General features: G+C 64.5%; 13 protein-coding genes. 9 read left to right on the forward strand and 4 right to left on the reverse strand.

Annotation, left to right across the window (positions count from 1 at the left end):
* Window positions 1-17: 17 nt before the first annotated feature.
* The 3 genes from GA615_RS14360 (at window position 18) to GA615_RS14370 (ending at window position 4,076) form a co-directional block, all read left to right on the forward strand.
* Entirely contained in the window at window positions 18-1,805 is a 1,788-nt protein-coding gene (locus GA615_RS14360) for a rhomboid family intramembrane serine protease (RefSeq protein WP_152052002.1), read from the forward strand.
* A 102-nt stretch (window positions 1,806-1,907) separates the two neighbouring features.
* On the forward strand, window positions 1,908-2,342 hold the full coding sequence (locus tag GA615_RS14365; protein WP_152052003.1) for a HEPN domain-containing protein: 435 nt from the start codon (window positions 1,908-1,910) through the stop codon (window positions 2,340-2,342).
* 138 nt (window positions 2,343-2,480) lie between these two features.
* A complete protein-coding gene (locus GA615_RS14370) occupies window positions 2,481-4,076 on the forward strand; it encodes an NAD(P)/FAD-dependent oxidoreductase (RefSeq protein ID WP_235905434.1) in 1,596 nt (531 codons plus the stop codon).
* A gap of 221 nt (window positions 4,077-4,297) precedes the next feature.
* Here GA615_RS14370 and GA615_RS14375 read toward each other — a convergent pair whose 3' ends face one another.
* Both GA615_RS14375 and GA615_RS14380 read right to left on the reverse strand, forming a co-directional pair.
* Complete coding sequence (locus GA615_RS14375) at window positions 4,298-7,279, reverse strand: PVC-type heme-binding CxxCH protein (RefSeq protein ID WP_152052004.1); 2,982 nt, start codon at window positions 7,277-7,279, stop codon at window positions 4,298-4,300.
* A gap of 6 nt (window positions 7,280-7,285) precedes the next feature.
* A complete protein-coding gene (locus GA615_RS14380) occupies window positions 7,286-8,683 on the reverse strand; it encodes a hypothetical protein (protein ID WP_152052005.1) in 1,398 nt (465 codons plus the stop codon).
* 368 nt (window positions 8,684-9,051) lie between these two features.
* Between GA615_RS14380 and GA615_RS14385 the strand changes: the two genes are divergently transcribed.
* The 5 genes from GA615_RS14385 (at window position 9,052) to GA615_RS14405 (ending at window position 14,830) form a co-directional block, all read left to right on the forward strand.
* Entirely contained in the window at window positions 9,052-9,375 is a 324-nt protein-coding gene (locus GA615_RS14385; protein ID WP_152052006.1) for a DUF6793 family protein, read from the forward strand.
* A 234-nt stretch (window positions 9,376-9,609) separates the two neighbouring features.
* Complete coding sequence (locus GA615_RS14390) at window positions 9,610-10,908, forward strand: glucose-1-phosphate adenylyltransferase (protein WP_152052007.1); 1,299 nt, start codon at window positions 9,610-9,612, stop codon at window positions 10,906-10,908.
* Window positions 10,909-11,079: 171 nt separating this feature from the next.
* The gene (locus GA615_RS14395) at window positions 11,080-11,970 is read left to right on the forward strand and encodes a serine/threonine protein kinase (RefSeq protein ID WP_152052008.1); all 891 of its coding nucleotides are present in this window, start codon (window positions 11,080-11,082) and stop codon (window positions 11,968-11,970) included.
* A gap of 134 nt (window positions 11,971-12,104) precedes the next feature.
* A complete protein-coding gene (locus tag GA615_RS14400) occupies window positions 12,105-13,232 on the forward strand; it encodes an acetyl-CoA carboxylase carboxyltransferase subunit alpha (RefSeq protein WP_152052009.1) in 1,128 nt (375 codons plus the stop codon).
* A 1,235-nt stretch (window positions 13,233-14,467) separates the two neighbouring features.
* Complete coding sequence (locus GA615_RS14405; RefSeq protein ID WP_152052010.1) at window positions 14,468-14,830, forward strand: hypothetical protein; 363 nt, start codon at window positions 14,468-14,470, stop codon at window positions 14,828-14,830.
* A gap of 63 nt (window positions 14,831-14,893) precedes the next feature.
* Here the strand turns inward: GA615_RS14405 and GA615_RS14410 are convergent, their stop codons facing one another.
* Complete coding sequence (locus tag GA615_RS14410) at window positions 14,894-16,489, reverse strand: hybrid sensor histidine kinase/response regulator (protein ID WP_152052011.1); 1,596 nt, start codon at window positions 16,487-16,489, stop codon at window positions 14,894-14,896.
* A 547-nt stretch (window positions 16,490-17,036) separates the two neighbouring features.
* On the opposite strand from GA615_RS14410, the gene GA615_RS14415 reads away from it, so the two are divergent.
* On the forward strand, window positions 17,037-19,127 hold the full coding sequence (locus tag GA615_RS14415) for a S46 family peptidase (RefSeq protein WP_152052012.1): 2,091 nt from the start codon (window positions 17,037-17,039) through the stop codon (window positions 19,125-19,127).
* 70 nt (window positions 19,128-19,197) lie between these two features.
* Here the strand turns inward: GA615_RS14415 and GA615_RS14420 are convergent, their stop codons facing one another.
* Entirely contained in the window at window positions 19,198-20,622 is a 1,425-nt protein-coding gene (locus GA615_RS14420) for an AAA family ATPase (RefSeq protein WP_161602339.1), read from the reverse strand.
* Window positions 20,623-20,660 lie beyond the last annotated feature (38 nt).

Here is a 20,660-nt window from a genome sequence, read left to right on the forward strand (position 1 = left end):
CTTCGAGGACCGGCACCGTGCACGACGACTCCGAGACCGGCCCCGAGGTCGACGCCTGGGAACTCTTCGCTCTGGCCGCCTGCCAGCCGCTCCGAGGCCATCCGAACTGCTTCGTCGCCCCGCAGCTCGACCCCTCCGCCGCCGTCCGGGCGCTCAAGACCTACCTCCGCCCGAGGCCCGACGAGCTCTTGCTGGCGATCATCGAGCAGCCGGGCCCGACCGGCCCCGTCCCCGCCTGCACGATCACCTCGCAACGCGTTTGCTGGCCCGGCGGCGACTCCCCCCGATCCGGTCACGCCCTTGCCTTCGACGAGCTTCCCGAATCGGTCCGGGTCGTCGGCAGCCTCGACACGACCCTCGACCTCGGCCACCGGCACTCCCTCCCCCTGCGATCCACCGAATCCAACGACGCGGCCGAGGCCCTGGCCGGTGTGCTCTCCACCCTCTCCCAGGCTCGACGCTCGGGCGATCTTGCCGGCTCGACCTCTCGCGACGCCCTGAACCGTGCCCGGGCCGAGATCGGCCACGTCGTCCGGCAAGCCGCCGCCTTGCATCAGGTGGATGGCGAGGTCCGCTCCTTCCAGGCCGACGTGCAGGCCGCCACGCCTCGGGTGGTGGTCACTCCCACGCTCATCGCCTCCTGCCTGATCGTCTTCGTGGCGATGGTCCTCTCGGGGATCTCGATCCTCAGCCCGAGCGTCCCGTCCCTGATTGCCTGGGGAGGCAACGTCGGCGCGGCCGTGGCGATCGACGGCCAGTTCTGGAGGCTCCTGACCTCCGTCTTCCTCCACGGCGGCATCATCCACCTGGCGGTCAACCTCTGGGTCCTCTCCCGAATCGGCCCGCTGGTGGAACGCCTGTACGGCAACGTCGGGTTTGCCTTGCTCTACCTGGCCGCCGGGCTGGGCGGGGCTCTGGCCAGTGCCTGGTGGCATCCGCTGGTCGTCAGTGTTGGGGCCTCGGGGGCGATCTTCGGCCTGATCGGCGGTCTTGGGGCCTTCCTGCTCTCACACCGGGCGGCCATCCCGGCGCCGGTCGTCGCCAGTGTGCGGGGAGGGGTGATCGCCTTCGTTGTCTACAACACCCTGTTCGGTCTGGCGATCCCGGGCATCGACAACGCCGCGCACCTCGGCGGCCTGGCCTCCGGATTCGTCGCCGGCCTGCTCCTCCAGCGCCCCTGGCCGGTCGCTCGCCCCACGGCCGGTCTGATCCGGCAACTGCTCGGCGGGCTGGCGGTCGCCTCGGCCTTGCTGCTGCTGGGTCAGTTCGTTAATGCTCAGGTCCGTCGCAATCCGGAAATCCTCGCACTGCTCGATCAGGAACTCCGCAAACCGTTGCGCGACTACCAAAACCTGGCCGAGGCCATGCGCCCGTCGCTCCAGCGTTTCGACACGATCAATACCGAACTCGACGACCTGCTCAATCGGATGCGCCAGACTCCCACCATCGAACCCACCGATCGCGCCCAGATCGACTCCTTGCTTGCCGAGGGAGACGCCAACCAGGCCGCTCTCTCTCAGATCGAGGCCGACGACCCCGACCTCCTCGCCATGCGAGACGCCATCCTCGCCGCCCAGGAGGCCCTGAACCGCTCGCTCCAGGCCCTCGCTCGTCACCTCGACCAGCCAGCCGAACACCCCGCGCTCGATGCCCCCGACGGCTTCCTCACCCTGCGCAACGAGAGCATCGAACAGGTCAACCGGTTCCAGCGACGCCGTCAAAACTACCTGAAAACGCACGGCCTCGTCGAAGTGCCCCCAGACGCCGCCGACGACGACGAAGCCCCGGATCCCCCGGCTCCGTGATCCCCCCTTGGCAACCGATCACCCCCAACGCGACAATGAACCCGGCGATCTCGTTTCACCAGGGTTCTCTTTCTTCCCCACCTTCGCCCGAAACCCAAGACCATGGCCATCGTCCAGACGTTCGAGGCGTGCCTGCAAAGCCCCTATCTTCGCCGGGATGACTCGGCCGCCGATCGCGTCGGTGAGCTGCTCAACCGCGCCGCCGACCGGCTCGATGCCGCCGCCAACATCCAGGCCAATCCCAAAGGGGACCCGACCGACCTCTGCCTGATGAGCTACGAGGCCATGTTCTGCTGCCTCCGCGCCCTCGTCTATCAAAAAGGCTACCGAGAGGCCGGGCTCCGCTGCCTGATCCTCGCCTGCGAAGGACTCTACGTTCGTCCCGGCCTGCTCGATGCCCAGCACCTCCGCACCTTCGAACGGGCCCAGGCCCTCCGGTTGGCCCCCGACGAGGCCCTCGACGCCGCTTCGGCCTTCGTCAAGCAGACCCTGGAGTTACTCCGCTCCGACGAACCATCCGACGCCGTCCGGCCTTGACCATCCGGCCCGGATCTGACAGAACACCCCTTCCACCCCGTGCCGAGCGAACCGCCCTCGCCACCCCTTTCGAAGGCGATCGACGGTTCGCAACGCCCGGGGGCGGGACGGAATCGCGGTGAACACCGCTGAGTCCTCATGGATGGGGAGTCCGGCATGGGCAGCCAGGAGTCGAGGCCCGCGACCACGCGGAGCAATCTTCCGCCGCATCGCTGGCATCGCGTCGAGGATCCGGATCGGGAGGCCGTCGTCGGGGCGTACGAGGCGGTCATCGCCGGCGCCGGCCCGGCGGGCCTGACCGCCGCCCTCGAACTGACCCGGCACGGCCGCCGTTGCGTCGTGGTCGAGGCCGATCCGCACCTCGTCGGCGGCATCAGTCGTACCGATGTTTATAAAGGCTACCGCTTCGACATCGGCGGCCACCGCTTCTTTTCCAAAAGTCCCGAGGTCAACGCCTTCTGGGACGAGGTCCTCGGCGACCAGTTCCTCCGCCGTCCTCGCCTGAGCCGCATCTACTACGATCGCAAATTCTTTCACTACCCGCTCCGCCCGGTCGACGCCCTTCGCAAGCTCGGCCCCATCCGGTCGGCCCGCATCCTCGCCAGCTACCTCAAGGCCCGGATGAAGCCGATCGAGCCCGAACGCAGCTTCGAAGACTGGATCGTCAACCGCTTCGGCCGCACCCTCTTCGACATTTTCTTCAAGACCTACACCGAAAAGGTCTGGGGGATGCCCACCTCCGCCATCTCGGCCGACTGGGCCGCCCAGCGCATCAAGGGGCTCAGCCTCATCAAGGCCGCGCTCAGTGCCCTCCGCATCGGCCTGCCCAGCCGGGGCGGCGAGGTCGTCAAGACACTCATCGAGGAATTCAAATATCCCCGCCTCGGCCCCGGCCAGATGTGGGAAGCCGTCCGCGACCGTGTCCAGGACGGCGGCGGTTCCGTCCAGCTCGGCCGTCGCGTCGACCGCATCGAGCACGACGGCCGCTCGATCAACGCCTTCGTCAGCGTCGATCCCGAGGGCCGCACCACCCGCTATCTCGGTCGGCACTTCCTCTCGACCATGCCGATCCGCCACCTCATCAACGCCATGAGCCCCGCCGCCCCCGACGAGGTCCGCGAGGCCGCTTCCGGGCTCCGCTATCGCGACTTCCTCACCGTCGTCCTCATTGTTAACCGCGCCGAGACATTCCCTGATACGTGGATCTATGTCCATGATCCTTGCGTCCGACTCGGCCGCGTCCAGAACTTCAAGAACTGGTCGCCCGAGATGGTGCCCGACCCGAACACCTCGAGCCTCGGCCTCGAATACTTCTGCTTCGAAGGGGATGACCTCTGGGGCATGAGTGACACCGACCTGATCGACCTCGGCCGCCGCGAGATCGACACCATCGGCCTCGTCCCGGCCTCCTCCGTCATCGACGGCTGCGTCGTCCGGATGCCCAAGGCCTACCCCGTCTACGACGACTCCTACCGCGACCGCGTGGCCATCATCCGCCGCTGGCTCTCCCGGTTCGACAACCTCGAACTCGCCGGCCGCAACGGAATGCACAAGTACAACAATCAAGACCACTCGATGATGACTGCCCTCCTGGCCGCGCGGAACATCCTCGGCCTCGGCTCGTACGACACCTGGAAGGTCAACACCGACGCCGAATACCACGAGGAAGGCGGTGACGACGCCTCCGCCGACCTCGCCGGTCGCGCCGTCCCCCGCCGGGTCGAGGCCGCCTGAACCCGGCCTCGGTTCCCTCGCTCCTGACTCATTCCCGATCGAGCGCGATGCAGAACACAGAAAGCCTCTTGAGCCACGAATGACGCACAGATGAAACACGGATCAGAATCAAGGCATAGAAAAGGGGTGGCCTTGGTGGTCCGGTCGTGTCAATGAAGCAAGAACCATTGACCGCCATCCGTGTTTCATCCGTGGCTCATTGTTCTGCGATCTGTTTCACGTCACTCCTGTTCGGTCAGGGGCACCACCCCATCCATGTACCTCCAGTTCTTCAAGTAATCCAGCAAGTCGGCCATTTCCTGAACCGTGAGATCCTGCTCGATCCCCTCGGGCATCAGCGAAACGCCGTCCGATTGAATCTCGTCGATCTCCTGTTTCAGGATCGTCTCGGTCTGCCCTTCCGCCCTCAGAAGTGTGAGGGCCGAGGCCGTTTCCGACGCGATCAGGCCGCCAAGCACCTGGCCATCTACCGTGGCCACCGTGTAGCTCACATAATTCGCATCAATTGCCTCATTCGGGTTCAAGATATCCGAAAGCAAGGCCGCCTTGGTCCGGGTTCTGGTATCGCCGATGTCCGGGCCGACGACCACCCCTTGATCTTCCAACCGGTGACAGGTCGTGCAAAGCCTTCGGAACACCTCGCGTCCCCGATGCGGATCAGCGGGCATCTCAATCGCCGCTCGATAGTTCTCCAGCACTGCCGCCCGTTCCGCGGGCAGGCTCGACGCCAGCAACGATCGCGCCCGGTCGCGCACCTCGGGCGTCGGATGATCGCGCAGGCGGCGGCTCTGATTCGCATCCAGATCTCTGGGAGCAAGTATTCCTTGCTCCATCGCATCCAGCAGCGCACCGGCCCGATCCGATCGCGCCACCATCCCCTGGGCCACTTCACGACGCACCGCCGGAGTCAGACTCCGCCACGGTTCCAGCAAGCGATCGGCCACCTCCGGCTCAACCCGAGCCGCCAGCGCCTGGGCCGCGGCGATCCGCAAGACTTGATCCGGTTCCTCCACCAAGAGCCGCGAAAGCGAATCGGCGGCCACCTCCCAGGGGGCGTGGGCCAGTAACCGGATCGCATCGCGCCGCGCGGCTGGATCGGCGTCGGCATCCTCGGCCGTCTCGGCAAACCCGGCCAGGGCCTGGGCGGTGCGATCGGCAACCGCTTCCGGCAACTGATCAAGGATGCTCCCGAGCCGCGTTCCTCGTCGCCCCAACCCTTCGGCCAGACCATTCAGGCCGGCCATTCGCCAACGCTCGGCATCCTGGTCAATCTGCCAGAGGGCCTCCAGCACCTCGGCACACTCCGCCGGATCACGATGGGTGCCCACGAGTGCCGTCAGCTCCTGGAGCAGCGTCAACCGCCCTTCGTCCGTCTCCTCGGCCTGATTGTGAGGCGCGTCGAGCAGGGTCAGCAGCAACGCCCCGGCCCGGCCCGGCACCGCGCTGCCCACGGCGGCCCGCGTCCAGCGATCTCCAGCCCCAAGCCGGGCAATGGTCGCCAGTGGATCGAGAATCACATCATCATCTACAAACCCGAGCCCCAGCGCGGCCTGAAACCGGACCCGAGCATCATCATCGTTGGCCAGGTCGATCACCGCATCGAGCAGCTTGCGTTCCTCGGAGAGTCGACGCTCAGCCAGCAATGCCCCTTGCTCACGGAGCCTTGCGTCATCGTCGCGGAGCAACCCGAGTAGCGTTTCCTTGTCCAGTTCCCCGGCATGCTCCAGCAGCCAGGCGGCCTGGGCGCGGCCTTGGGGGGTCTTCGACGCTCGCGCCAGGTCCCGAAGTGGGGCGATCGCCGCCGGGTCCTGCCGTTGGAGAAGCAAGCGCTCGGCTGTCGTGCGCCACCAGCCGTCGGGGTGGTCGAGCAACGCGACCAGTTCCGCGGTCGAGGCGTCCCCGAGCTTCGGCGTCTCCGGCCGATCGACCCGCGATTCCGGGACGATCCTCCAGATCCGGCCGCGATCCTTCCCGTCGAGCAGGTCCGGGCGTTCCCTCAATTCGGGGGGCATCCATTGAGGATGCTCAATGACGGCCCGGTACATATCAACAACATACAGCGCTCCATCGGGGCCATGCGCCATGGAGACGGGTCGGCACCAGAGGTCGGTACTGGCGAAGAACTCGACTCCCTTGCGCGGCGGTGACCACGAGAACGCCGCCCCCTCCGGCGTAAGCACTTCCTGATGCACCAGGCTCCCCGTCGGCTCACAGGTGAACACTGATCCCTGATACGACTCGGGCAGCAGATCACCGCGATAGACCGTCACGCCGCAGGCTGCACTGAAACTGCCGATGTGTAACGACGAGGTGGTAAACTGCTCAACCAGGGGGAACACCTCGGCGGCTCCTCCGGCCGTCTGATCGTCAGAGGCTCGACCGGGGGCGGGGAGATCGGGGTTTCGTCGCGCGTAGCGGTCTTCCAGGATGATCGGCACCAGATGGTTCCGGTTGGTGCAGACGAATCGCCGGCCCCAGTCGTCGAAGGTCAGGCCGTACTGCCCCATGCCCGCGATCGGCTCGGCTCGATCGTGTACCAGATCGAAGCGGAAATCCCGACCGCTCAAATCGATCGGTTCGGCGTCGTCATCCCCGGCGCGACGGACCTGACCGCCTCGCAAGCCGTTTGCCACATAAATCCAACCGTCGATCCCGAGGGTCGGATGACTGACACGAAGCTGGGGATTCTCAACCGCGAACCCCTCGTACAGAACCTCGCGGACATCAGCCTGCCCGTCGCCGTTCGTATCTCGAAGCCAGACCACATGAGGGGCTGCCGTCACAATGGCTCCGTCCTTCCAGGGCAAGACTCCGTTGGCAAAGAGCAGCTCATCGGCAAACACTCGAGACGTTTCGAAGAATCCATCACCGTCTCGGTCTTCGAGAATCTTGAGTTGCCCCTCTGGCGGTTCCCCGGGGGCCGGCCCGTTTGGGTAGTCGCGCATCTCGACGACCCAGAGTCGCCCGTCCTCGTCGAAGGCCATCGCCACGGGGCTGGTGATCTGAGGCTCGGCCGCAACCAGTTCGACCCGAAGGCCGGGATCGACGTGGATCGTCTTCCGGGCTTCCTCCGGTTCAAGCGGCCCCTTGCGCGAATCCTCTTGCTGGGCAAGGGCCGCAGCTCCAGCCACGACCACAAGCAACCCAAGCGACCCCGCAAAGCACGGCCCCACAGCTCGACGTCCAGTAAATGGAATTTTCATGATCGTTTACTCCTTGATTGCTTTGCCATGCAATGTTTTGAGCAATTGAACCGCGGTATCGACCAGCATCTCGCCCGATCCTTCCGCACAACGAGCGCTCACGACCTCGTAATTTCCCTGGTTGTATGCCCTGCGAGACGGGATATAACCGATCGACCCGTTCGCAAGCTCGGCAATGATCGTATGCTGAAACGGCGAATCCTGCTTGATCTCCAGCCCCAGCTCGACAAAAATTTCGCCTGGCAACGACACCCAGGCAATCACGTCGCCGAGCGCAATCACCTGAACCTCGACCGAGTTCGGCTTGCCGTCCCGAGCGGCCACGTCAAGCACCTTGTAGGCGTTGACCGTTTCCAGAAAACTCGGCTGGGGAGTCGAGCCCGAGCGGTGCCGCTCGACCACGGCTTCCGCCGCCGGCACATCTTCCGGAGAGATCTCCGGCAAGGGAAGCGCCACCATCTCCCGATCGACCCGAAGCGTCACCTCGTCTACCGTTTCCAGCTTCGGCCAGTTCCGAAGGACCTCGGCAGCCAGTATGATTCCCATGCGGGCGGCGTTCTCGAATCCCTTCTGCGGCTCGGCCCAGAAAACATCGATATGATTAATATCTCCGCAACACCCCGCCGTGAAGACCGTCACCACGTCCGGCCCCTTGAATTCGGCAATCAGCTTCGACAGGGTGTACGGCAGGTCGGCCGAGATGGCCGGGCCTCCCACGTTGTCCAGGTGCACGGCATAGTTCACGTAGACCGCGAGCGGGTCACCATCGAGCGACTCGAAGTAAACGATCGGCACGCCGGGGTCGATCACGCCCGCCGGCTTCACGATTCTCGGATTTCGCTTGCCCGGGTTCCAGCCGACGGTTCCGTCAATCATATGAAAACGTCGATTGAAGGCAATCGACGACTCGCTCCCCCGAGCGGCCCGAGCCGTCGCGGGCACCTTCGCCTTGTCGGCCCGGCGCACGGCCTCGGCAATCTTCGCCGGCAGGCTCTCTCGGTAGCTGCGTGACAGATCCGAACCGCCCCCAAGCGATTGCGAGCGGCGGGATTGATCGGCGATGACCGGCCCGGTGTGGGCATGGGTCGCACTGATCATCACATGAGCACCCGGAATCCCGGTTGCTTCCTCAATCGCTTGCCGGGCATCGGCAACCAGGTCGCGCGTCGTCGTAATGACATCCAGCGCGACGAGCGCGGCTCTCATGTCGCCCGACTCGACGACGATCGCCTTGGCGTAAAGGTCGTCGTGCACATCCTCTGCGGCTCGTTCGAAATAGTAACCCGCCATCGGCGTCCCAGGAGGGGGGGTAATCACCTCCTGCGCGGCACCGACCCGAAGCTCCTCGGCCGAGGCCAACCCTGTGATCCCCAGCATCAGGGCCGCCAGAAGCAACCGCGTCATCAAAGCATCCTCCGAACCTGTTCAGACGTTTGAATCCGAGAACCTGCCGAACCGTCCACGACCACGACGAGCCGGGGGTCCGCTCCATGCGCCATCGTAAACCGTCGAGCGTTGGGGAGGTAGGCGCTGCCGATGGCGAGGCCGTTCGGATCGAGTGGGTACTCTGTCCATCACCGGCCGATTGGACCGAGTGCGGTGGTTTGATTTCGGCTCAAAAGGTTTGACCAGGGTGGGTGCGGCGACTTAGGATTCCCGATGGCGGAACCCATCTCTCTTTCTCACAACTCGATGAGCCTCGCGGGCCCGACCGACATCATCGTGATCGACGGCCGGCCGCTCGACTCGTAGAAAAAAAAGGGGGCATCATCATGCCTCTGTTCGAGGTGGAAACGACATCGCACATCATGATCGCGTGCGTCGACGGTGACTCGGCCGCGCGAGCCTTCGCCGAGGAAAACTATCCGGGTGAGGAGGTGCTGCGCGTCACGCACCGTCCGCGTGACGCCTGGGTGATCTCCAAGCGGTTGCTGGGGATCGAGGGAGGGATCGACCCGTGTACGAAGGCACGCGAGTGCCTGGCCAACGCGCGGGGAGACAAGTTGCACGCCGTCCGGCTGTACATGCAGCAAACGGGCACCGATCTGGATGAAGCCCGCAAGGTGATCGAGTCGAACATGTCCCTCGGCTGGTAAGCGACCAAACCGTTCATGGACCTGATTGGGGCGGGTCCTGGCCGCGTGCGCCGCGCACCCATCCAGACCCGCCTCAAGGGACGATCGACTCCTGAAGATCCGGGCGCTTTTGGCTCCCACCGGTCGAGCCTGATCCCGCCTTCGGGTAGACTGGAGGTACGGTACGTCGGATGCTCGGGTCGGTCCTCTTGGCGAGATACCGCGCCGATCCGACTCGCCTGGGGATTTCCTGTCATGACTCGCAATAATGTGACCTGCCTGATTCTGGGGGGAGGCCGAGGCACCCGGCTCTTTCCGCTGACCGCCCTGCGGAGCAAGCCCGCCGTGCCGATCGCCGGCAAGTACCGGCTGATCGACATCCCCATCTCCAACTGCATCTATTCTGGCCTGAACCGGATGTATGTGCTGACGCAGTTCAATTCGTTGAGCTTGCATCGACACATCACCAATACGTACAAGTTTGATGGCTTCGGCGGCGGCTTTGTCGAGATTCTGGCCGCGCAGCAGACGATGGAGAACCAGGAGTGGTATCAAGGAACGGCCGACGCGGTGCGTCAGAACCTTGAGCTGCTCAAGGACGAGTTGAGCGATCTGGTCCTGATTCTCTCCGGAGACCAGCTTTACCGCATGGACTTCCAGGAGATGATCCGCCTGCACCACGAAACCAGGTCGGTGGCCACCATCGCCGCCTTGCCCGTCGATGAGCAGGAGGCGACCGCCTGCGGCATCATGCAGATTCAGCCGGATGGCCAGGTGCATAACTTCCTCGAAAAACCGAAGACCCGCGACGCACTCGACTCGGTTCGCACCGACCCGAAGTGGCTGGAAGGCCAGGGCATCCGGGCCGGCAATCGCTCGTATCTGGCGAGCATGGGCATTTACCTCTTTAACCGTGACGTGCTGGTCGACTTGCTCAACCGCATGGACGTGGACGACTTCGGCAAGGGGGTCTTCCCCGCCGCCATCGCCGACCCCAACATGCGGGTTCAGATCTTCCCCTTCGACGGCTACTGGGAAGACATCGGGACCATCGGTGCCTTCCACAAGGCGAACATCGACCTGACCCGCGTGGACGCTCCGTTCGACTTCGCGGCCGACAACAAGACGATCTTCACCCGGCCGCGGTTCATGGCCCCCTCGAAGGTCAACGGCGCGACCCTGACGCGCTGCCTGATCGCCGACGGGGCAGCCATCGGCAAGGGGTCGGTCCTGGAGCACTCGATCGTCGGCCTCCGGACCCAGATTGGCGAGAACGTCACAATCCGCAACTCCTACGTCATGGGGGCCGACGTCTTCGAAGGCCAGCGAGGCATCGAGAAAAACCAGAAGGAAGGCCGGCCGAACATCGGCGTGGGTGACGATTCGATCATCGAGGATGCGATCATCGACAAGAACGCCCGGGTCGGCCGGGGGGTTCGCATCCGCAAGCAGCCGAGGGATCAGGAAGTCGATCATGAGGGCCTGTACTATGTTCGAGACGGGATCGTGGTGGTGCCCAAGTTCGCCGTGATCCCCGACGGGACGGAGATCTGATTTCCTTCCTGGCCGATCGAACCGAACCGAGCCGACCCGCGTTGTACCAGGCGGCGGGTTTGGTAAGATCGACAGACGCTCAACGTTTCGACCTGCCCCGGGCCGCCCCGCTTCCTGACGTTCAGGAGCCCTTGCGAAGGCGGCCCGCGGCCTCGCCGCCGAGGAGGGCCCGTGGCCACCGGAACCACCACGACCGGCGAAGACCGGATCGGTAACTATCGGATCGTCCGGGTCCTCCAGATGGGACAGAACTCCGTCATCATGGAGGTCGTCCAGGAAGGTTCCGGCCGACGCTTCGCCCTGAAAGAACTGCTCGAAAGCCGATCGAGCGACCCGGCCGAACGGCGAGCCCTGGCCTTCGAGGCCAAGCTCGGCCAGATGTTCACCCACCCGAACCTCATCCGGGTGCACGAGTTCGTCAACGCCAAGCCCTCGCCGTACTTCGTCATGGACTACTTCCCGGGCATGACCCTTCGCCTGGTCATCGGCAAGCCCCAGGAGTACTCCCTGCCGCCCGGTCGGCCCCACTCGGTGCTGCGTCAAGCGGCCGAGGCGCTGGCCTACATGCACGAACAAGGCTGGGCCCACCGCGACGTCAAGCCCGAGAACATCCTCATCAACCGCTCGGGCGAGGTTCGGGTCATCGACTACGCCCTGGCCAAGAAGATCCCGACCGGACTCGCCAAGCTCTTTTCCGGAAAGCCTCCCAGGGAAGGAACTTACAGCTACATCTCTCCCGATGTGATCCGCCGGCTTCCTCCTTCGGCCGCGGCCGACATCTACAGCTTCGGCATCACCTGTTACGAGGTGGCGACCGGTCGGCAGCCCTTCCGGGCCAACTCGCCGATGGAGCTGCTCAACAAGCACATGAAGGAGAAGCCCATCCCGCCGATCGCTCACAACAAGAACGTCACCAAAGAATTCTCCGACTTGGTCTTGAAGATGCTCGCCAAAAAACCCGACGATCGTCTCAAAGATTTGCGGGAATTCCTGGCCGCCTTCAACCGCATGAGGATCTTCAAGGACGACCCTGACCCCATGGCCGACCGCTTCTCCATGTGATCGCCGGGGAATTCCGCCGACTGCGCTCGCTTCGCCTCGGAATCCGATCCGACTCGAACCCAATTGAACCGACCCAGACCAGACCCCGCCGGCCCCCCCGGCGAACGGCCCGCGCCAGGAGGAGGCGGCCGACCATGCCCCCCGTGACCAACCCGAACACCAATACCCAGGCCCCCAATCAGTACCGCCTCCCCTTCGAGGCCCCCATCTTCGAGATGGAGGCCCGACTGGCCGAGCTTGAAGCCCGGCAATCCCAGGGAGACGGTTCCGGCCTGTCCGATCAGATTCGCACGATCCGGCGCGAGCTGATCGGCCTGAAACGGGCGATCTTCGCCAACCTGACCCCCTGGGAGACGGTCCAGGTCTCTCGGCACCAGCTCCGGCCCCAGTCGCGTGATTACCTGGAGCTGATCTTCGACCAGTTCCTGGAGCTCCACGGCGATCGCGCCGTGGGAGACGACCCGGCCATGGTCACCGGCTTCGCCCACCTCGGCGAGAAGAAGCTGATGTTCGTCGGCCACCAGAAAGGCCGCGACCTGGCCGAGCGAACCGCCTGCAACTTCGGCTGTGCCCATCCCGAAGGCTACCGCAAAGCCTTGCGAGCCATGAGGTTGGCCGAACGGCACCAGTTGCCGATCGTCTGCCTGATCGACACGCCCGGAGCCTATCCCGGCATCCAGGCCGAGGAGCGAGGGCAGGCCGCCATCATCGCCGAGAACCTGATGGCGATGAGCCAGATCGACACGCCGATCGTCTGTGTCGTCATCGGCGAAGGGGGCTCTGGAGGCGCCCTGGGCATCGGCATCGGCGACCGGGTGGGCATGATGGAGCACTCGTACTACTCCGTCATCAGCCCCGAAGGCTGCGCCACAATCCTCTGGAAGACCGCCGAGCGGAAGGACCGCGCCGCCGAGGCCCTGAAGATGACCGGCCGCGACCTCTTGCGGTTTGGAATCATCGACGAGGTGGTCGAGGAACCCCCCGGCGGTGCCCACCGCGACCCCCGAGGGGCCGCCATTGCCCTGAAAGGGTTCCTGACCCGGTCACTCCGCAAGATCGCCGAGATCCCCCGCGATCAACTGCTCGAACACCGTTACCAGAAGTTCCGCCGCATTGGCGAGTTCTTCGAGGACGTTCCCGAGCCGATCGCCTCCGAGGCTGAAGCCAAAGCCACGGCTGGGGCAGAGGGGGAACCTCCTCAGGCAACCGCCCCCCCCTCGTCCGTCAACGGAACCTCGGTCCCCCCGCCGACTTCGTCCTGAGACGTTGAGGAACCGGGGTCTTTGGGCTCGCCTTCCGAGGTGATTCGTGTGGGTGGAGGTGGCGGGGGATTGCGCCGCCCCCGTCGCGCTGCGACCACCTCCTGTCTGTCCCCCAGGGGCACAAAGATGGCAGCCCCCCAAACCGTTGCGGGTGCGCGGGTGGTGCGCGGCTCGGTGCGCTCAAGGCAGATTTCGGAACGGGTTCCCAATCCACGAGTTCGGGAAATATCTCCCGTTCGTTTCGGGAATTCGCCCGGCGTCATCCGAGCGAGGAAGGAACCGAGAAGGGTGAGCCGCGATCGTCCGGTCATCGGCCTTCCGACACTCGCCGGTCGGGCGGGGACGATGCGGTGTCTCGGGCGGTTCCCAACGAGGGCTTGGTTCCGTGATCGATCACCCGATCGCTCGCTCGGGGGGCGTGGTGCGCACGCGGTGCGCCTGGTGGTGCGCGATCGGTGCGCCAGAGCCAAACAACGCAACTGCTTGTCAAAGAACAGATTCAGCCGATTGACACCGTTCGTTTCGGGAAATCAAGGGTGCGGATCGTCGGGGCGGTCAGGAGAGGGCTACGACACACACACTCTCTCATCCAACAAGAGAAAGACGCGGCATCGTGGGCTCTTCTTTAATGATCAGGAAATCGGGCCAGGCCAAGCACAGAAAACCGGGACGATCGGGGAAGGAACACAAATCCTTGATCGCATGAAGCGACGCAACAGATCACGGAGGAGCTGGCGTGCCCTGGGACCGAGGGACCAGGGCCTTTCGTCGGCGAGTGGCTCGGGTGAACGCAAGGGCTCGGGGGCCGGACCTGGAACCGGTTTTGGGGAAGGACGAGGGGAGCGCGTTCGCAATCGGAATTACGAACTAGAGTGCTTGGAGAGTGAGGCTCGATGACCCGGTGCGGTTCGTCTGCCATGCGTGGATTCACCCGGCTTGTTCCCGAGAGCGATCGGGACGCGGGTAAAGCGAGCCGGGGGAATCGAGCGCCGCTCGAAGCCGTGGACAGGGGGAGCGAGACGCGGTGAAGTCGATCGATCGTTCGACGGCTCGCTCACCCGACCTCCGGCCGAACGCTGCTCCTTGAATCGGATCGGCAGTCGCGGACGACGGTTTCGCATCCTCGCTCGGCTTGCGGTGAGCGGGCCAGAGTGATCGGGCGAGCCCTCCTCGCTCAGCCGGAACTGCAAGGGCAGTGCGATCATCGGGCCGAGGGGAGTTGGAGTTGAGCAGACATGGCAGAGCGCCTGGGCCGTGACCAAGAACCTGAGGTCTTTGAGCGACTGCAACGGCTCGCCCTGCACGAGCGTCGTCGTCGCTGGGACAGCACACGCAACGCACTGGCGGCCGGCTCCGGTGATCTGGAGGAGAAGGGCCAGGCTCCCTCGATGCCTTCGGACATGCTCATCGAGCGGTTTGAATGGATCGAATGTCAGATGACCATGCTGGCGAAGGAGCTGAGACGGGTCGAGCATCGCTCGAAGATGATCGCCTTGCGGGCTCGGATCGCGGTGTTGCTCGGGTTGGTGACGGCGATTGCCTGCATGGGGCTTTGGAGCGGCACCCTCCACGCCTGGTTCATGAGCTTGCCGGAATAGGGCAACGCTCGATCGAAGCTCGATGGCTCGGCGAGGGGGTGGGGCTGAAGGCGGCTCGTACCGTCAGACCGGGTCGGAGGGGGGGGCATCCTCCCGGTGACGAAGGGCGAGCACGCGCTCCAGGCTCTCGGCCTCAACCGGCTTGGTCAGGAACAGGTCGAAGCGCGTGTCCTGCTCGGGAGGGGTCTCTCCCGATCGCTGACCAGGGCTGAAGCCGGTCAGGGCAACGATCAAGGGTCGTGCCGCCCCTGCGGAGGCGATCAGACGCTGCGCCACGTCTCGGCCATCGAAATCCGGGAGGCCGAGATCGAGCAAGACCAGATCGGGACGCATGGATTCCGCCTCGGTCAGGGCCGAGGCGCCGTCGAACGCCACGCGGACCTCGTGCCCATCCTGTTCAAGCAAGAGGGCCAGCAACCGGGCGGCGTCTCGTTCGTCGTCCACGATAAGAATGCGTCTGGGTGACGAGGGCAGGGCGGCCCCGCCCGCGGCGGTCGGCTCGGAGGCTGGGGAGCCTGGCGTTTCGGAGGCTTGCCGAACGAGCGGGAGGCGAATGGTGAAGGTGCTTCCCTGGCCGATTCCATCGCTCTGAGCGGAGATGGTGCCGCCGTGGCGTTCGACCAGATTACGGACCAGTGCCAGCCCGATTCCGAGCCCCCGGCCGTTGTGTTCCGGAGCCTGGGCGAACAGATCGAACAGATGCGGCAGAAAGTCGGGAGCGATTCCCGCCCCGTTGTCCCGAACCTGGATGACCGCCTGGTCCTGCTCTCGATCGGCGATCACCTCGATCAAGGCGCCGGGCTCGGAGTACTTCACGGCGTTGGTGATGAGGTTGACCAGGATCTGCTCCAGGCGGGTCGGATCGGCCTCGACGGTCATCGGGTCGGGAGGGAGCGACAGGGCCAGACGGTGCCGCGACTCGTCGACCAGCGACCGGGTTGAGGAGACCGCGGAGGTGATGACCTCGGTCAACGAGACGAAGGATCGACGGATCTCCAGGTCTCCGCGGGTGACGCGGGCCACGTCGAGCATGTCGTCCATCAACCGGGTCATGGTCAGGACCCCCCGGCTGATGCCATCGACCGCATCGGAAAGATCGCCCTGAGGGGGAGCGCAGAGCTTGGCCAGTTGCAGGCCGACGGCGATCGTGCCGAGCGGGTTGCGCAGCTCGTGGCCGAGCACGCCGAGAAATTCGTTGAGCCGCTGGTGGGCCTGCTGAAGCTGGACGGCCTGATGCTCGACATAGGCGACCACGGCCTGAGCGATGGCATCATCGATATGGACACCGATGGCGACGACCTGCTCGAACGAGGGATTGTGCCCGAGCTGCTGTTGCAGACGTTCGAGAATGACGATCCGGAGGAGCTGATAGTCGATGACGACATCCTGAAGCTCCCAGCCGTCTTTCCAGCGAAACCGCCCGTGTTCGATGGCCTCGTGACGCGGCGAGTCGTCGTCGCCGGTGAGATCGTCACCCAGGGCGATGAGGAACTCGGGCAAGTGGTCGCGCAGCTCCTCCCGATGAGCACCGGGGCGACCGTGTCCCTGGGCGATGGCACGCTCGGCCCAGGTGTCGAGAATCGCCTCGGCATCTCGGCGAAGAATCGCGCCGAGATCGGCGTGATTTCGATCTCGGATCGCATGCGTCGAAGGGGTCATCGAGTCACGAACCTCGTCGAGAGGGAGGGAGGAATCCTCCAGAGGGCAATCCGCACCATAAGGATCATCGAGCGCATGGCGCGAGGATCGTCAACCAGTGATCCGAGCAACCCAAATCCGCCACAAGCCCAAGGAAATCACCGTGGCGGCACCAAGCAGGGTAACGACTCATCATACCCCCATCCGTAAGGCTTTGGGAATCCCCCCCGCGGCGAGGTCCGGACGATTGCAACGTCCCGAGACAGGCCTTGGTGCAAAGACACTCTGCCGTGCTTGAGCGGGTCGGGCAGAGACCTTGCGGTTCGAGCGGGCGGTGTACCCCTCACCTGGCCTTCGGCCACCCTCTCCCCCGCAAAGCGAGGGAGAGGGAGGATCTGCATTGCTCGCCCTCGCGTTCACACGCTCGCCCTTTTTTCAGCAAGCGAACAGGTTGATCGTGTCCCTCTTCCCGACACGGGGCCGAACCTGAGACAATCGGCAGAGAGCCGCAACCGCCCGCGGCACAGGGCTTGACCACCAACCCACCGCCAAGGAGTGGACCCGAACGATGACTCTGAGACGAAGGATGGCCCTGATCGGGCTGCTGACGATCATGACGACGGCTTCGCAATCCCCGGCCGACGAGGGGATGTGGGTGTTCAACAACCTGCCGCTCAACCAGTTGAAGGCGAAGTACGGCTTCGAACCAACGGAGGAGTGGATCACCCGCATTCGATCGTCGGCCGTACGCTTCAACAACGGCGGGTCGGGATCGTTCGTCTCGGCCGACGGCCTGGTGATGACCAACCACCACGTTGCCGCCGACACGCTTCAAAAGCTGAGCACGGCGGAGAATGATTACTACCGGGTCGGGTTCCTCGCCGAAACGCGCGAGGCCGAGCTTCCCGCGCCCGACCTTGAGCTGAACGTCACCGTGGCCATCGAGGACGTGACCGACCGGGTCAACGCGGCCGTGACCGCGTCGATGTCGGACGCCGAGGCCGCCGCGGCCCGTCGCTCGGCGATGGCGAACATCGAGCAGGAAGCGTCGAAGGCCAACGGCCTGCGGAACGATGTGGTCACCCTGTACCAAGGAGGACAATATCATCTTTACACATACAAGAAGTACACCGACGTTCGGCTCGTGTTCGCCCCGGAATTCGACGTAGCCTTCTTCGGTGGGGATGAAGACAACTTCGAATATCCCCGCTATTGCCTCGACGTGGCCTTTGTGCGGGCCTACGAGGATGGCAAGCCGGCCCAGCCCGAGCACTACCTGCGCTGGAGCGAGAAGGGATCAGAGGCAGGGGACCTCGTCTTCGTGGCCGGCCACCCCGGCCGGACGAGCCGGTTGAACACGGTGGCGCACCTGGAATACTTCCGCGACACCGGCTTCCCGTTCCTGCTCGACCTGATCCGCAACCGCGAGGCGTCTCTCTCATCCTTTAGCGAGCGCGGCGAGGAAGAAGCACGGCAGGCCAAGGAAGACCTGTTCGGCTACCAGAACAGCCGCAAGGCCCGGCTGGGAGGGTATCAGGGGTTGCGCGACGAAACCTTCATGCGTCGCAAGCAAGAGGCCGAACAGGCACTCCGCGATCAGATTGCGTCTGATCCGAAATCGGCCGAAGCGTACGCAGATGCCTGGGACAAGATCGCCGCGTCTCGGCGCGTGGCCGCCGAGAATCTGGTGACGTACAACATGCTGGAACGGGCTCAGGCATTCGAGTCTCGCCTGTTTCAGATTGCTCGGACCCTCGTCCGCCTGGCCGCCGAGCAAGAAAAACCGAACGAGGATCGCCTGCAGGAGTACCGCGAGACGGCCTTGCCGTCGCTGTTCCTCGGCCTTTATTCCGAGGCGCCGATTTACCCCGAGTACGAAATCTTCCGCCTAACCAACGCCTTGACGTACTGGCGAGACACCGTCGGCGCGGACGATCCGGTGGTTCAGCGCGTGCTCGGCAATCGCGAACCGGAGGAGGTCGCCCGGACCCTGGTCGAAGGGACCAAGGTTGGCGATGTGAAGGCTCGCAAGGCCCTTGCCAAAGGAGGCTCGGAGGCGATCGCCGCCAGCGACGACCCGATGATCGCGCTGGCCGTGGCCGTTGATCCCGAGTCAAGGGCCGTGCGGAAGGTGTGGGAAGACGAGGTCGAGGGGGTCGAGTCGGCCCAGTACGGCCGGATCGCCAAGGCGTTGTTTGAGAGCCTCGGCGACGCGATCTACCCGGATGCCACCTTCACCCTTCGCCTGGCCTACGGCACCGTGGTCGGATGGGAGGAAGACGGCGAGACCATCCCGCCGTTCACGCAGGTCGAGGGTCTGTTTGAGAAGGCGGAGGCCAAGGGGAACGTCGAGCCGTACCACGTGCCCGAATCGTGGGTCGAAGCGAAGGATTCGGGACGGCTTGACCTGTCGACGCCGATGAATTTCGTCTCGACGGCCGACATCATCGGCGGCAATTCCGGGAGCCCGGTCGTGGATCGCGAGGGAAATGTTGTCGGATTGATCTTCGATGGCAATATCCACTCGTTGATTCTTGACTTCGGCTACGACGACACGCTCGCCCGGGCCGTTTCGGTCGATTCTCGGGTGATTGCCGAGGCGTTGAAGTCGGTCTATCAGGCGAATGCCCTGCTTGACGAACTGACCGGCGGCAAGTGATCGATTCCGAGCGCCGGCCCCCCTGGGCGGATGAGGCGGGGGCCGGCGCCGGTCTGGTCGCGATGAAGGATTACGAAGACGGTTCGGTCGGGAGCGAATCGGGATCGACGGGGCGACGGCTGGTCCGGAAGGGACGTTTCGACACGCAATACTCGCGAGCGGCTGGAACGGAGACGGCCTCCAGCTCGGGGTAGCGCAGGGCGGTCAGGTGACCACCGAAGACGCAACCCGTGTCGATGTTGACCGATTGTCGAATCCACTCCGGCTCGGGGACCGGCGTGTGGCCGTACACCACCAGGGCTCGGCCGTGGTAGTTCTTCGCCCATTTCAGGCGAACGGGCAGACCGTACTGATCGACCTCGCCCGTCGTTTCGCCGTAGAGAGCGAAGCCGCGAACGCCCGGAGATTCTCGGCCGTGCATCGGTTTCGGTAATCCGGCATGAGCGACGATGAGGCGGCCTCGATCAAGCACATAATGGTGCGTCATGCCACCGAAGAAATCGATCAAACCCTCGACGGTCGTTTCCCGGATGCCCCAAGGGAGCAGTTCAATCTCGGCCAGGGTCTGCTCCAGACCGTGGGCGACCCGGACGTTCCGCCCACGCAGCTTGCGCAAAAGTTTATCGTCGTGATTGCCCACCACGCACAGGCCCGAGCCGTAGGCGACCATGTTGCGAACGATGCGAACGGTGTCGAGAATCCGAGGGCCCCGATCGACCAGGTCCCCCACGAAGACGGCGATCCGGCCGTCTGGGTGCTTGTAGATGGGGCCGGGCCAGGCGGGCTCAATGGATTGCGAAGCGACCTCGTAGCCGAGCCGGTCGAGCAGTTGCTCCAATTCATCGGCACAGCCGTGCACGTCGCCGAACAGGTCGAACGGTCCACGATCGTCCCGGCGGTCGCTTGGAAGGGGAACGCGTCGGATCGAAACCGATTCGATCTGATCCACGCTCGAAAGCGTGAGGATTCGATCGAACCCTTCGCGCGAAAGATCGGCAATCGACCGCGACAGTTGTTCGCGATGGCGGTGGACGATTTCGGCTTCGATCCGCCGATCGGTCCGCGATTGGGCCCGATCGAGCAGAAGGGTTTCGGGCAGATCGAAGACCAGAGCAATCGGCTCGACGTGGTGAGTACGGGCCAATCGAACCAACGACGATCGGGCCGATGCGCGGACGTTCGTGGCATCGACGACGGTCAGGCGTCCCCGAGCCAGGCGGCGGTCGACGATCAGGTGAAGCAGGTCGAAGGCATCGGCCGTGGCGAGCTGGTTATTCGGGTCGTCGGACACCAGGGCTCGGCAATCGTCGGACGAGACGACCTCGGTCGGTCGGAAATGACGGCGAGCGAAGGTGCTCTTCCCGGAACCAGTTGGTCCCACCAGGACGACGAGGCAACGTCTCGGAATCGTCAGGATCACAACAATGTCCCGCTCGAAACGATGAGTGATCGACCCGGCTCCATGCTTGACGAGGCCGCGCCGGGAGGTTCTCATGAAGGCATCGGGCCCTCCCATTTTCCCGAGATTTTCTC

The organism is Tautonia marina (assembly GCF_009177065.1).
Lineage (GTDB): Bacteria > Planctomycetota > Planctomycetia > Isosphaerales > Isosphaeraceae > Tautonia > Tautonia marina.

Bases quoted from the DNA above. Each gene is read 5' to 3' on its own strand.
- GA615_RS14365 (WP_152052003.1), top strand. From the start codon at position 1,908: ATGGCCATCGTCCAGACGTTCGAGGCGTGCCTGCAAAGCCCCTATCTT.
- GA615_RS14370 (WP_235905434.1), top strand. From the start codon at position 2,481: ATGGATGGGGAGTCCGGCATGGGCAGCCAGGAGTCGAGGCCCGCGACC.
- GA615_RS14375 (WP_152052004.1), bottom strand. From the start codon at position 7,279: ATGAAAATTCCATTTACTGGACGTCGAGCTGTGGGGCCGTGCTTTGCG.
- GA615_RS14380 (WP_152052005.1), bottom strand. From the start codon at position 8,683: ATGACGCGGTTGCTTCTGGCGGCCCTGATGCTGGGGATCACAGGGTTG.
- GA615_RS14385 (WP_152052006.1), top strand. From the start codon at position 9,052: ATGCCTCTGTTCGAGGTGGAAACGACATCGCACATCATGATCGCGTGC.
- GA615_RS14390 (WP_152052007.1), top strand. From the start codon at position 9,610: ATGACTCGCAATAATGTGACCTGCCTGATTCTGGGGGGAGGCCGAGGC.
- GA615_RS14400 (WP_152052009.1), top strand. From the start codon at position 12,105: ATGCCCCCCGTGACCAACCCGAACACCAATACCCAGGCCCCCAATCAG.
- GA615_RS14405 (WP_152052010.1), top strand. From the start codon at position 14,468: ATGGCAGAGCGCCTGGGCCGTGACCAAGAACCTGAGGTCTTTGAGCGA.
- GA615_RS14410 (WP_152052011.1), bottom strand. From the start codon at position 16,489: ATGACCCCTTCGACGCATGCGATCCGAGATCGAAATCACGCCGATCTC.
- GA615_RS14415 (WP_152052012.1), top strand. From the start codon at position 17,037: ATGACTCTGAGACGAAGGATGGCCCTGATCGGGCTGCTGACGATCATG.
- GA615_RS14420 (WP_161602339.1), bottom strand. From the start codon at position 20,622: ATGAGAACCTCCCGGCGCGGCCTCGTCAAGCATGGAGCCGGGTCGATC.